The following is a 12,963-nucleotide window of genomic DNA, read 5'->3' as shown; positions in this document are numbered from 1 at the left end:
AAGGAGTCAATCATGTCTTTAACTACCTCTTCCGCCACGCCGCCAGCGCAGCGCGCCAATCTGAGCCGCATTTGGGATAACTTTGGCATGCTGGTGGTGTTTGCCGTGCTCTTTATCGGCTGTACCATCTTTGTGCCCAATTTCGGCACGCTGATTAATATGAAAGGGCTGGGCCTGGCGATGTCGATGTCCGGCATGGTTGCCTGCGGCATGTTATTCTGCCTGGCGTCCGGCGATTTCGATCTCTCGGTCGCCTCGGTTATCGCCTGCGCCGGCGTCACCGCCGCCGTGGTGATCAATATGACGGAAAGCCTGTGGATCGGCATCGCGGCGGGCCTGCTGCTGGGCGTGCTCTGCGGGTTCGTCAACGGCTTCGTGATCGCCAAACTTAAAATTAATGCGCTGATCACCACGCTGGCAACGATGCAGATCGTGCGCGGCCTGGCCTATATTTTTTCTGACGGCAAGGCTGTAGGCATTGAAGACGAACGTTTCTTCGCGCTGGGCTATGCCAGCTGGCTGGGCGTTCCGGCGCCGGTCTGGCTGACCATCGGCACGCTGATCGTCTTTGGCTTTCTGCTGAACAAAACCACTTTTGGCCGCAACACGCTGGCGATCGGCGGCAACGAAGAAGCGGCTCGCCTGGCTGGCGTACCGGTAGTGCGCACGCGTATCATCATTTTTATCCTTTCCGGGCTGGTTTCCGCCGCGGCGGGCATTATCCTCGCCTCGCGTATGACCAGCGGCCAGCCGATGACCTCGCTGGGCTATGAGCTGATCGTTATCTCCGCCTGCGTGCTGGGCGGCGTCTCGCTGAAAGGTGGCATTGGCAAAATCTCTTACGTAGTGGCGGGCGTGCTGATCCTGGGCACGGTGGAAAATGCGATGAACCTGCTGAATATCTCGCCGTTCTCGCAGTATGTCGTGCGCGGCCTGATCCTGCTGGCAGCGGTGATTTTCGACCGTTACAAACAAAAAGCCAAAACGGCCTGAGGAGGCGTTATGTATCATCGTCTGGCGCCGGTGGCGCAATCCAATCCGCTACTGCCTGGCTATCCTTTTAACGCCTGGCTGGTGGCGGGCCTGACGCCGATCGGCGCGGGCGATCCGCTCGACTTCTTTATCGATCGGCCCTCCGGGATGAAAGGCTATATCATCAACCTGACCATCAAGGGGCGTGGACAGGTCTTCAGCGGCGAAGAGGCTTTTGAGTGCGAGCCGGGCGACCTGCTGCTGTTTCAGCCAAAAACTTCGCACTACTACGGCCGCTCGCCTGAGAGCGACTGCTGGCACCATCGCTGGATCTACTTCCGCCCGCGCGCCTACTGGAGCAGCTGGCTGGTTTGGCAGGATGAGAAGCGCGGCGTCGGCAGGCTGCGGCTGCCCGAACGGCTGTGGGGCGAGTTCGAACGGCTGTTCACCACCATTGAGCAGACGCACACCTCCGGTAAACGTTTTGCGGAAGAGCTGGCGATGAACCTGCTGGAAAGGCTGCTGCTGCGCGCGGTGGAAGAAGATCCGCGCAGCCATCAGCAGATCCGCGACCCGCGTATCATCGAAGCCTGCCAGTACGTGACCAACAACCTGGCGGGCGAGCTGAAGATCGACGAGGTCGCTAATCACGTGTGCCTGTCGCCGTCGCGGCTGGCGCACCTGTTCCGCGAGCAGATGGGCATCAATCTGCTGCGCTGGCGAGAGGATCAGCGCATCATTCGTGCCAGACTGCTGTTGCAGACTACTCAGGAGCCTATCGCCACCGTGGGGCGCATTGTGGGCTATGACGATCAGCTCTATTTTTCCCGCGTGTTTCGCAAACGCGTCGGCGTCAGCCCCAGCGATTTTCGTCGTCGCTCGCTGGATGCCGACACGCTGGTGACGCGCGAAAGCTGGGATCTGCTGAGCGCCAGTCAGTAACTTTCTTATAACATTCAGCCTAATCCATCTTGTCCTTGCCCGAACGATAGTCTTAAATCATTCGGGTAAGCGACAAGAGGAACTGACATGAACGACACTATTCGCGTCGGCCTGGTGGGCTACGGCTTTGCCAGCAAGACGTTTCACGCGCCCCTAATCAGCGGCACTTCCGGCATGGAACTGGCCGCCGTGTCCAGCAGCGACGCCGCTAAAGTACACGCCGACTGGCCCACCGCCACGGTTGTGGCCGAACCGCAGGCACTGTTCGATGACCCATCCATCAAGCTGATTGTTATTCCCACCCCTAACGACACGCACTTCCCGCTGGCGAAAGCCGCGCTTAACGCAGGCAAGCACGTGGTGGTGGACAAGCCCTTTACCGTGACGCTGTCACAGGCGCGCGAGCTGGAAGCGCTGGCGGCGGCTAAAGGCCTGCTGCTGTCGGTGTTTCATAACCGCCGCTGGGACAGCGATTTTCTGACCCTGAAAACGCTGCTGGCAGAAGGCACGCTGGGCGAAGTGCGCTATTTTGAATCTCATTTTGATCGTTTCCGACCGGAAGTGCGCAACCGCTGGCGCGAGCAGAAGGGCGCGGGCAGCGGCATCTGGTACGATTTAGGGCCGCACCTGATCGATCAGGCACTTCAGCTGTTCGGTTCGCCGGTGGCGATTAATGTGGATCTGGCGGAGCTACGCACGGGCGCGCAGACTACCGACTATTTCCACGCGGTACTCACCTATCCAAAGCGTCGGGTGGTGCTGCATGCCAGCATGCTGGCGGCGGCGGAATCGCCGCGCTATCAGGTACACGGCACGCGCGGCAGCTATGTGAAATATGGTCTGGATCCGCAGGAGGACAGCCTTAGAGCAGGCGCGCGTCCGCCGCAGGAAGAATGGGGCTACGATATGCGCGACGGCGTGGTCACGCTGGCTAACGGCGAAATGATGGCGGAAGAGACGCTGCTGACCACGCCGGGCAACTACCCGGCCTATTACGCCGGCATTCGCGACGCCATCAACGGCGACGGCGCGAATCCGGTGACGGCGCAGGAAGCCATCCAGGTGATGGAGCTGATCGAACTGGGTCTGCAATCCGCCGAGAAGCGTCAGACCCTGTCGCTGAAGTAGTCCCGGATCAATGTAGCAAGCACTGTCCCGGCGCGCTGCCGGGCAGTTTAATCGGTCAGGCTGCTACGCTGGCGCGAATTGCCTCTTTTTCCGCTTCGCTTAAGAAAGCGATCTTCAGGCCGTTTTCCTGAGCGGTACGGATCTGCTGCTGGCTCAGGCCTGCCTGCGGCGCGGCAATTTTGTATTCGTGCCCAATTTCAATACCCTGCACGGCGGGATCGTCAGTATTGATCGTTGCCAGAATACCGTGATCCAGGAACGTCGCCAGCGGATGATGCAGCAGCGAAGAGACGGTGCTGGTCTGAATATTGGAGGTCAGGCAGGACTCAATGCCAATCCCTTTTTCCGCCAGGTAATCCATCAGCTTCGCATCTTCTACCGCTTTCACGCCGTGTCCGATACGCTCTGCGCCCAGCTCGTTAATCGCCTGCCAGATGCTTTCCGGCCCCGCCGCTTCACCGGCGTGAACGGTAATACGCAGGCCAGCGTCGCGCGCGCGGGTAAAGTGGCTTAAAAACTGGCTGCCGGGGAAGCCCAGCTCGTCGCCAGCCAGATCCAACGCGGTAATGCCGTCACGGTGCGCCAGCAGCGCCTCCAGCTCCAGCAGACAGGCTTCTTCGCCAAAGGTACGGCTCATAATGCCGATCAGGCGCACGGTAATGTTGTGCTTTTTGCAGCCCGCACGTACGCCATCGATAACGGCTTCCACCACGCCCGCAATCGGCAGGTTATGGGTCATCGCCATATAGCCGGGAGAAAAACGCAGTTCCGCATAGTGGATACCGGCGCGGGCAGCGTCTTCAACGTTCTCCATCGCGATACGGCGGCAGGCTTCCAGCGAGCCAAGCACCTTGACGCCCCAGTCCAGCTTTTGCAGAAAGCTGACCAGATCCGGTTCGTTTTTCATTACCTGCACGTGTGGGCGCAGCGTTTCCAGCGTGGTGGCGGGCAGCGTAAGGTTAAATTCACGGCCTAAATCAAGAATGGTTTGTGCACGGATATTGCCGTCAAGATGGCGATGGATATCGGTAAGGGGAATACGGGAATCAATCATGGCGGTGCACTCTGTAGTGATAAAAGTGCATAACAGTATAAAAACATTCCGCGCTGCTGTACCAGCGAATTGCGCGATTGTCGGGCCAACTGCCGATTAATTACCCGCTGGCACCATAAAAAAACCGTACCGGCCTTGCGGGCGGTACGGTTGGCAGCTTAACGATGGGGCTACTGCTGCGGCATCGCTGCCGGTTCGCCGCCCAGCATATAGCGGGCAAAGAACTGGTCAAGCGTCATTTTCTCACCGTTCATCGTGACCTGACCGCTCGCATACTGCAGGCTGGTGACGATATTGTTGTCCTGCTGTTTGGTCAGACGGAACATCTGGCCCATGGCGGCCACGCCTTTTACCTGCTGATCGGCCAGCTTAGCGGCTTCTTCCTGCTTATAGCCTTCCGCCATAGCAACCTGCGTCATCATCTCCGTTGCCATATCCATTGAGACAGAGAGCTTGCCGTCCAGCGTTTTCAGCACGTTATCCAGCGCCTGGCTCAGGGTTTGCGGCTGCGGCGCGCCGGCGACGCGATCTTTAAAGTGCACGGAAAGGTTAAAATTACTTTCGCCTTTATCGTTTTTCCAGCTCAGCGGCGCAATAGTGATGACCGGGTTACCTTTCAGCAGCAGCGGCAGGTTGGCGTTAAGGATTTCACCAACACGCTGCTGATAAAGCGCGAAATTATCGCTCATGCCCGGTTCGTTCATCAGCGCCTGCACCTGGCTTTGATAGTTATCGCTGAAGGCCTTAAGGCCGTCTGCGTCAAACTGGGAGAGCTTGAGCGACAGTTTGATCTGACCGAAGTCCCGATCGCGGATTTTCATTGCGTCCAGCGCAAGGTCGGTGGTACCGGAAACCTGATTGTTCACGCTATCGTAAGCGGAGTCCAGCTTAACGCCGTGCAGTTCAAAAGAGGGCTGGCCGTTTACGGCCGAGCTGAGCTTATCCAGGCTGCTCTTCTGATCGCCAATGCGCAGGCCCTGGGCGTTAAGGTGCGTTTTGCCGTCCAGGGTCAGGCCGTTCAGGGTAAACATCACCGGCATATTAAGCTGATTGCGCATGGTCAGCACCAGGCTTTCCAGCTTGCCGTCGTAATCGACCTTATCGCCCTTTTTATCGGCGCTGAGGTTGATGGTGCCGCCGTTAGAGGCAAAGCGCTCACCGGTCTGGGCATTGGTATAGTCCAGCGGCAGCAGCTTAATAACGGAAGCGGTCGCGCCGCCGTAGCCTACGCGGGTTTCCGCCTGCAACGCGGACTTGCCTTTAGCCATCTCAAACAGCTTTTTCACCGCGTCGGTATTTTCAAGCTGGGTATGTACCGAAGCCATGCTGGGGATCAGATTGAATTTTTTTAGCTGGGCGAAAGGGAAGGGGCCGTGATCGATTTTCTCATCAAATACCACGCTCTGGCCCGGCTTCAGCGGCGAAGTATCTTCGGTCTGTGAGTCAGACTGTACCACCAGGCGTAGCGAGCTGCTGAAAATGCCGCGCTGCCAGTCCTGATAGCTTACCTTCAGGCGGCTGTTCGGTGCCAGCGCATTCAGGCGAGCGTTGGCCTCCTGCACCAGTTCATCCCTGTTCTTTTCCAGCTGTTTACCGGTAAACCACGCCGTACCGGTCCAAATCACGCCAAGAGCGACAATCACGCCCACCGCTACTTTTGTTTTTTTCATCTGTAAAATCGTCCTTTTTTAAGTCACCGATGCCGACAATCGCATCCGGCGTAATCCGGCAAGAAAAACGTTTCTGTATAACAGGTTAATTATGATAGCAACTGTGGCTCGCGGCGTCAGCCGCAATCTGGCTTCCGTGCGTAATGTAAAAAGATCGCGGCAGGCCGCCAGAATACTGACGGGCGAGGCAGAAAGAAAAAAAAGTATTAACTCTGTGTTATATGAAAGAAATTTTCGACGGCGGCGAAATGCGATAAGGACGACCGGCTCGCAAAATGTTAAATTATTGTATGTCATACTATGGCCCGCGCAAAACGCCCGGACGGGCAAGTTGGGTTTCATCATAACCAGTAAAGGAGAGAGACATGGCCGCCAACCGCATTGAAAAAGATTCAATGGGTTCCATCGAAGTGCCGGCAGATAAACTTTGGGGCGCGCAGACGCAGCGTTCTCTGGAGCATTTTCGCATCTCCAGCGAAAAAATGCCTGTTGAACTGGTGCACGCGCTGGCGTTGACCAAACGCGCAGCGGCGAAGGTGAACAGCGATCTGGGCCTGCTGCCCGCAGAGCGCTCGCAGGCGATAGTGCAGGCTGCCGACGAGGTTCTGGCTAACCAGCACGCAGCCGAGTTTCCGCTGGCTATCTGGCAGACCGGTTCCGGTACCCAGACCAATATGAATATGAATGAAGTCCTGGCCAACCGCGCCAGCGAGATCCTGGGCGGCGAGCGCGGCATGTCGCGTCTGGTGCACCCAAACGACGACGTTAACAAGAGCCAAAGCTCTAACGACGTTTTTCCTACCGCCATGCACGTTGCTGCGGTTATCGCACTGAAAGAGCACCTGATCCCTCAGCTGAAAGTGCTGCAAAAAACGCTGGATGAAAAAGCACAGGCCTACAAGGACATCGTGAAGATCGGTCGTACCCATCTTCAGGACGCCACGCCGCTGACGCTGGGCCAGGAGATTTCCGGCTGGGTAGCCATGCTGAAGCATAATCTGACGCATATTGAGCAGAGCATTCCGCACGTGGCGGAGCTGGCGCTGGGCGGCACGGCGGTTGGTACCGGGCTGAATACGCACCCGGAATATGCGGTACGCGTAGCCAAAGAGCTGGCGGAGCTGACGAAACAGCCTTTCGTCACCGCGCCAAACAAATTTGAAGCGCTGGCGACCTGCGACGCGCTGGTACATGCGCACGGTTCGCTGAAAGGGCTGGCTGCCTCGTTAATGAAGATCGCTAACGACGTGCGCTGGCTCTCTTCCGGTCCTCGCTGCGGTATCGGCGAGATTGCCATCCCGGAAAACGAACCGGGCAGCTCTATCATGCCAGGTAAAGTGAATCCGACGCAGTGTGAAGCGATGACCATGCTTTGCTGTCAGGTGATGGGCAACGACGTTGCGGTCAATATGGGCGGCGCGTCCGGTAATTTTGAGCTTAACGTTTATCGCCCAATGATTATTCATAATTTCCTGCAGTCGGTGCGGATGCTGGCGGACGGTATGGACAGCTTTAATCACCATTGCGCCGTAGGCATTGAGCCGAACCGCGATCGTATTTCACAATTGCTGAATGAATCGCTGATGCTGGTAACGGCGTTGAATACCCATATTGGTTACGACAAAGCGGCAGAAATTGCTAAAAAAGCGCACAAAGAAGGACTGACGCTGAAAGCGTCCGCGCTGAAGCTCGGCTATCTGACGGAAGAAGAGTTTGACCTTTGGGTCAGGCCGGAAGAGATGGTCGGCAGCATGAAAGCGTAATAGTTGAATAAGAGCGGAAATGTTTCCGCTCTTTTTTCATGCAAGGCGGTCACTGTAAAGGTGTAAACGAGGGATCAGCGAAAAGAGTTTTTTTGCTTCCGGTTTAAATCGATGCACGATCTTACCGGCATCGTAATTTAATAATTCACCCAGCTTAGGGACGGATAAGGCATCGGGGCAGAGCACCAGCAAGGGAGAAGGGCAGGCGAGCTGCGTTTGTTTTTGCTGTTCCTTATTCCATACGCGGGCAATGGGCTGCACCTTGACCGGCCTTTTTATCTTCAGCTTTGCCGTAGCGGGCAGGGAATTAAGCATGGCGATCTCATCCTGTAATTTTTCCCCCCACTGTTCGCGCGTCCAGGGCGCCATGGCACGACCGGAGCGCAGGCTTTTTTTCAGTTTTTCCACTATCTCTTCGCGGCTAACGTTTTTAATTATATGTTTATTTGCCCAGCCGAAACGCACGGAATCGGGCGCGTCGAGTAAAGAGATGGAGCGATAAGCGTTAAGCGTTATTAACCCCCGCAAATGGCTGTGCACAAATTCAAAACGATCTTCGCTGGGCACGCCCGATTCTACCGTAATAATTTCCTCCAGCCGTTTTTTTAGTTTATTAACGGTCTCTACCTGCTGTCGTAAAGCATCAGCCTGTTCCGATGAAGCCTCAAGGCAAATGGCACCGGGCAGGCGAACGGCGGCCTTGGTGCTGACCGTTTCCGACTGGTGCTGCATATAAAGGCGGCCATAGTGGGCGAGGGCCATAGCGAAGGCGGGCTGCGCCAGATGCTGCACGACGGCGATTTCCGTGACGGGATCGTGTTCCTGACCTTTTTGGATTGGCGGCAGTTCAAACACGCGGGCGGCCAGCAGGCGCTGCGCCGAAAGCCGCTGCGTAAGCTCGCCTAAAGCGGCCTGTAAATCCGTGGCGCAGCGGTGCAGATTTTCAACGGCGTCGTATCGACTCATCATATGTCCTTAGTTACAACATACTTATAAGATGGTAGAGATCAAAGATTGACTACGCAAGCGAGGGAATAAAGAAACCGGCTGGAAAGGGAATAAAAGCTGCCACGCTGAACGATCAGCGTGGCTGAAGATTTAAATCAGAAAATCTTCCAGCTTTTTACCCTGATCCAGCGCCTGCTTAATCACTGCTGGCGTACGGCCCTGGCCGGTCCATGATTTGGTTTCGCCATTTTCATCGGTATATTGATATTTAGCAGGACGTGGTGCGCGCTTGGCGCGAGATTTACCTGAATTAGTTTCAGCTGCGGTCAGCTCGCTTAAATCGATACCGTCGTCCAGAAGCATCTGACGATATTTCGCCAGCTTCTCTTCTTTTTCTTTGATTTCAGAAGCGATAGCCGCTTCTGCATCACGACGTTCGTTAACAACTGCTTCGAGTTTTTCCAGCATCTCTTCCAGTTCAGATAAAGAAACTTCACGAGCCTGTGCACGAAGAGTTCGAATGTTATTTAGTACTTTCAGAGTTTCGCTCATAAAGGAATCCGTAGCGTTAAGTTAGTTAAAAAACATAATCGGTGTATGTATCGTAGGACAGTGTACATAGAATTGCCGCAGTTAAAAACACTAAATCTCAAAAAAAATCCTTAATTGCGCGACTTTTCCATATTTTTACAAAATAGCACCGGCAGAATGACGCTATATTTTTTTATGAATGGGAAAATTCTTAACGCCATACAGAAGTGTGACAATAAAAAGGCACGTCAGGCTTATCAAACAAGACTACAATTACAGCGTCGGCGCGCACGGGGAAAGAGAGCGGATTTAATCTGCTGTAACGACATCGTAAGAAATTTTTGCAAGCTGTCAGCAGGCTTGTTTATCTACCCGTTATGTTGCACGGCTCTGAACTCTGTCGCCAGGTAAAATGAGTAAAGCAGTCGCTTATAATGAAAGCGGCAAAGATAAAAATATCAGGATACAAAACTGGCCTGGTTCGCCCTGCGCGTTTCCCTATTTATCGCCAAATTCGTCCATTCTACTTATCTTTGTAGTTACAACATACTATTAGCCATGCGTTTAAAGGTTGCGTTAAGTCCGCTATTACACGCAGCTACCCCGTAGCTTTAAAACAAAGGATTAAAGCTTTATAGGCCGCGCAGGTAATAACCAGCGGTGCTGGTAGGGTTTGTTTTGATGTGCCAGGATAAAATTATCTGTTTCAGCAGGATAAATTAATGCACGCCTCTTTTTTTCGCTGGCCCGCTCTGATTTTGTTGTCTGCGCTTGTCGTAAGCCTTCTTGAGCAGCTACGGCTGCCGGCCGCGCTGCTGCTTGGCCCCATGCTGGTGGCGATTGTCTTTGCCGCTCGCGATAAACCGGTGATCATTGCCAGACCGCTTTTTTATTTAGCGCAGGGCGTGGTGGGGTGTATGATCGCCCGCGCCATGCCGCCCTCAATATTTACAGAAATAGCCGCAAACTGGCCGCTGTTCGGCGCGACTATTTTCTCCGTTATTATCGCCAGCGCGTTGTCGGGATGGCTGTTAACCCGCTGGCAGGTGTTGCCAGGATCAACGGCAATATGGGGATCGTCGCCCGGCGCCGCTGCAGCAATGACGCTGATGGCGGAAAATTATGATGCCGATGTGCGGCTGGTCGCTTTTATGCAATATCTGCGTGTGGTTATTGTCGCGGTGCTGGCTACCTTGATCGCACGTATCTGGGCGCCTTCGCCAACAGCGTCATCAGGTTCAGCGTTTACCATTATTCAACCAGTGGAATGGCCCGCGTTCGGCGCCACTTTATTAGTGATTGCGGCCTGCGTGGGAATTAGCCGCCTGTTAAAACTGCCAGCGGGCGCTTTATTAATTTCGCTGGCTGGCGGATTACTGGTGCAAAATACCCACTGGGTAAAACTGGAATTACCGCCTGTTTTACTGATGACGGCATATGCTTTGATTGGCTGGAGCATCGGTCTGCGCTTCAATCGCGCTATCCTTATCTATGCGGCGAAGGCGCTGCCGCGTCTGCTGCTGGCGATATTTAGCCTGGTGGCCGTTTGCTGCGGGCTGGCTTTTTTACTGGTACGTTTCGCCGGTATCGATCCTTTAACCGCTTACCTGGCAACCAGTCCCGGCGGCGCCGACTCCGTAGCCATTATTGCCGCGTCCAGCCATGTCGATCTTTCCTTTGTTATGGCCATGCAAACCGGGCGTTTTATGGTGGTGCTGCTTACCGGGCCGCTTTTAGCTAAATGGTTAGCGAAGCGGGCAGGTGCGCGGCAAATGACGGGCAAAAAAAAGCCGGACTAAAAGTCCGGCCCTGGTCTTTTATCAGGCTTCCGGGAAAGGCATGGTGCTGCCCGGCGCTTCCCGATGAATATGCAGGAAGGTCAGATGACGCTCGTACTGGTCGAGAATGTCATTGATGATCTGCTCTTTGGTATAGTCCATCAGATCGTTGCCCTGGGTCCCCTCAAGCAGGAAGGTTTCCAGACGGAAATAGTCCGACTTGCCGCTGCGGGCACGATAGGTAAACGCCGGCACCGAGTAGCGCTGCGGCCAGATCTGATACAGGAAGCTCTGCTCGTCGCCCAGGTTGACCACCATTTCCAGATGATTGAGGCGTTCATCCTCCAGCGGCGGCAGCTCGTTGACCTGCACCTTAGCGCCGCGTCGCTCCAGCTCCAGCGCGACTTCTTCCATCGCCGGTCGACAGACGTTATCCAGCATCTTTTTAGTATGCGTACTGCCTGGATAGTTCATTACGCGTGAGATACGCTGTTTCCAGTTCAGGCGATCCTCGCGAGAAACCGGCGCTGGCGGCGTGCTGACGATAGTACTGGCGCGGCGGTGATCTTCCACGCGCAGCGACTTATAGAGACCGGCCATCACAAAGAAAATCACAAAGCTGAAGGGCAGACCCATAATCACCGTGGTTTTCTGTAGCGCGGTCACGCCGTTAACCATCAGCATGCCCAGCGTCAACAGGCCAATCGCCAGCGACCAGAAAATACGCAGCCAGTTAGGCGCATCGTTATTGATGTCGCTCAGCTTCGAGGTGAAGTTGCCCAGCACCAGCGAGCCGGAGTCCGCCGAGGTGACGTAAAAGAGCAGGCCAGTGATGGTGGCTACAGAGGCGCTGAAGGTAAAGGCAGGATACTGTGCCAGCAGGCTGTAGAAGCCGCGTTCCGGGTGAGCCAGCGTTTCCTGCGCCAGCGCGGCGTTGCCGTGAATAATTTCATACAGCGCGCTGTTGCCGAAAATCGACAGCCACAGCAGGGTAAAGATAAACGGAATGGTCAGCGTGCCCACCACAAACTGACGGATGGTACGGCCGCGTGAAATTCGCGCCAGGAACAGGCCGACAAACGGCGACCAGGCAACCCACCACGCCCAGAAGAACAGCGTCCAGTTGTTCATCCATTCGGTAGGGCGGTCGAAGGCAAAACTGTTCAGCGTCATACCCATAAAGCGGTTGATGTAGTCGCCAACGTTGAGCACCAGCGCATTAAGCAGGAAGCTGGTGTTCCCCATGCACAGCACGAACAGGATCAGACCAAGCGCCAGCAGCACGTTAAGTTCCGACAGCAAACGGATGCCTTTATTCACGCCGGAAGTGACGGAAATAGTCGCCATAATTACCGATAGCGCAATCAGCGCTGCCTGGGCGGTCAGCCCTTCCGGCACGTCAAACAGCACCTTCAGACCGTAGTTGAGCTGCACCACGCCAATCCCCAACGTGGTGGCGATACCGAAAATAGTCCCGATAACCGCCGCGATATCGACCGAATGGCCGATAGGGCCATTGATCCGCTTACCGAAGATAGGATAGAGCGCAGAGCGGATAGTCAGCGGCAGGCCGTAACGATAGCTGAAGTAGCCCAGCGCGATGCCCATCAGCGCATACATCGCCCAACCGGTTAAACCATAGTGGAACAGCGTCCAGACCATCGCCTGTCGCGCCGCCTCCAGCGTCTGCCCCTGGCCTTCCGGCGGCATCATATATTGCGTGACCGGTTCCGCTACGGAGAAGAACATCAGATCGATACCAATGCCGGCGGCAAACAGCATCGCCGCCCAGCTCATCAGGCTGAATTCCGGCTTGGACTGTTCCGGGCCGAGCTTGATAGAACCAAAACGGGAAGCGGCGATCAGCACCACAAAGACGATATAAACGGTGGCCGCCAGCAGGTAATACCAGCCGAACGTATTGGAGACCCACTGCAGGGTATTATTTATCCAGCGATCGGATAAATCGGTGAAAAAGATAGTGGCAAGCGAGAACAGCAAAATTAACGCTGCTGAGGTATAAAAGACCACGGGGTTAATGCGGTCTTGCTGATCTTTCCTGGGTATTTCAGTCGTCGGCATAGATTCTCCGAAAAAATGCTCAAGAATAAACCCGGTTTTCACAAAGCGTGCCTTAGCGCATACTGGGAAACATCCGCCGCATATCCGCTAATTAC

The 12,963-nt window shown here is 55.1% G+C and carries 10 protein-coding genes; 5 read left to right on the top strand and 5 right to left on the bottom strand.

Annotation, left to right across the window (positions count from 1 at the left end; all coding sequences use genetic code 11):
- Window positions 1–12: 12 nt before the first annotated feature.
- The 3 genes from araH to EGK14_RS16035 all read left to right on the top strand — a co-directional run bounded on the left by araH (window position 13) and on the right by EGK14_RS16035 (window position 3,042).
- The gene (araH, locus tag EGK14_RS16045; RefSeq protein WP_125290102.1) at window positions 13–993 is read left to right on the top strand and encodes an L-arabinose ABC transporter permease AraH; all 981 of its coding nucleotides are present in this window, start codon (window positions 13–15) and stop codon (window positions 991–993) included.
- 9 nt (window positions 994–1,002) lie between these two features.
- Window positions 1,003–1,914, top strand: coding sequence for an arabinose operon transcriptional regulator AraC (gene araC / locus EGK14_RS16040; RefSeq protein ID WP_125290101.1), 912 nt, complete (start codon window positions 1,003–1,005; stop codon window positions 1,912–1,914).
- Window positions 1,915–2,001: 87 nt separating this feature from the next.
- Window positions 2,002–3,042 (top strand): oxidoreductase, encoded by a 1,041-nt coding sequence (locus EGK14_RS16035; protein ID WP_125290100.1) that lies wholly within the window; start codon window positions 2,002–2,004, stop codon window positions 3,040–3,042.
- Between the two features lie 55 nt (window positions 3,043–3,097).
- On the opposite strand, the gene add is transcribed toward EGK14_RS16035, so the two are convergent.
- Both add and EGK14_RS16025 read right to left on the bottom strand, forming a co-directional pair.
- Window positions 3,098–4,096 carry an adenosine deaminase gene (gene add, locus EGK14_RS16030; protein WP_125290099.1) on the bottom strand — a complete coding sequence of 333 codons (999 nt, stop codon included), beginning with the start codon at window positions 4,094–4,096 and terminating at the stop codon, window positions 3,098–3,100.
- A 170-nt stretch (window positions 4,097–4,266) separates the two neighbouring features.
- Window positions 4,267–5,766 carry a YdgA family protein gene (locus EGK14_RS16025; protein ID WP_125290098.1) on the bottom strand — a complete coding sequence of 500 codons (1,500 nt, stop codon included), beginning with the start codon at window positions 5,764–5,766 and terminating at the stop codon, window positions 4,267–4,269.
- A gap of 365 nt (window positions 5,767–6,131) precedes the next feature.
- Between EGK14_RS16025 and fumC the strand changes: the two genes are divergently transcribed.
- On the top strand, window positions 6,132–7,529 hold the full coding sequence (fumC, locus tag EGK14_RS16020) for a class II fumarate hydratase (RefSeq protein ID WP_125290097.1): 1,398 nt from the start codon (window positions 6,132–6,134) through the stop codon (window positions 7,527–7,529).
- Window positions 7,530–7,565: 36 nt separating this feature from the next.
- Here the strand turns inward: fumC and tus are convergent, their stop codons facing one another.
- Both tus and EGK14_RS16010 read right to left on the bottom strand, forming a co-directional pair.
- Complete coding sequence (gene tus, locus EGK14_RS16015) at window positions 7,566–8,495, bottom strand: DNA replication terminus site-binding protein (RefSeq protein ID WP_125290096.1); 930 nt, start codon at window positions 8,493–8,495, stop codon at window positions 7,566–7,568.
- 132 nt (window positions 8,496–8,627) lie between these two features.
- Complete coding sequence (locus EGK14_RS16010) at window positions 8,628–9,029, bottom strand: H-NS family nucleoid-associated regulatory protein (protein WP_125290095.1); 402 nt, start codon at window positions 9,027–9,029, stop codon at window positions 8,628–8,630.
- A gap of 701 nt (window positions 9,030–9,730) precedes the next feature.
- On the opposite strand from EGK14_RS16010, the gene EGK14_RS16005 reads away from it, so the two are divergent.
- Window positions 9,731–10,807 carry an AbrB family transcriptional regulator gene (locus EGK14_RS16005; protein WP_125290094.1) on the top strand — a complete coding sequence of 359 codons (1,077 nt, stop codon included), beginning with the start codon at window positions 9,731–9,733 and terminating at the stop codon, window positions 10,805–10,807.
- Window positions 10,808–10,828: 21 nt separating this feature from the next.
- Here the strand turns inward: EGK14_RS16005 and EGK14_RS16000 are convergent, their stop codons facing one another.
- A complete protein-coding gene (locus EGK14_RS16000; protein ID WP_125290093.1) occupies window positions 10,829–12,868 on the bottom strand; it encodes a choline transporter in 2,040 nt (679 codons plus the stop codon).
- Window positions 12,869–12,963: the final 95 nt, after the last annotated feature.

Origin of the sequence: Erwinia sp. 198 (assembly GCF_003937915.1) — a bacterium.
Taxonomy (GTDB): Bacteria; Pseudomonadota; Gammaproteobacteria; order Enterobacterales; family Enterobacteriaceae; genus Erwinia; species Erwinia aeris.
Note: the sequence above shows the minus strand (reverse complement) of the source record. Positions and strands in the feature narration are given on the sequence as shown.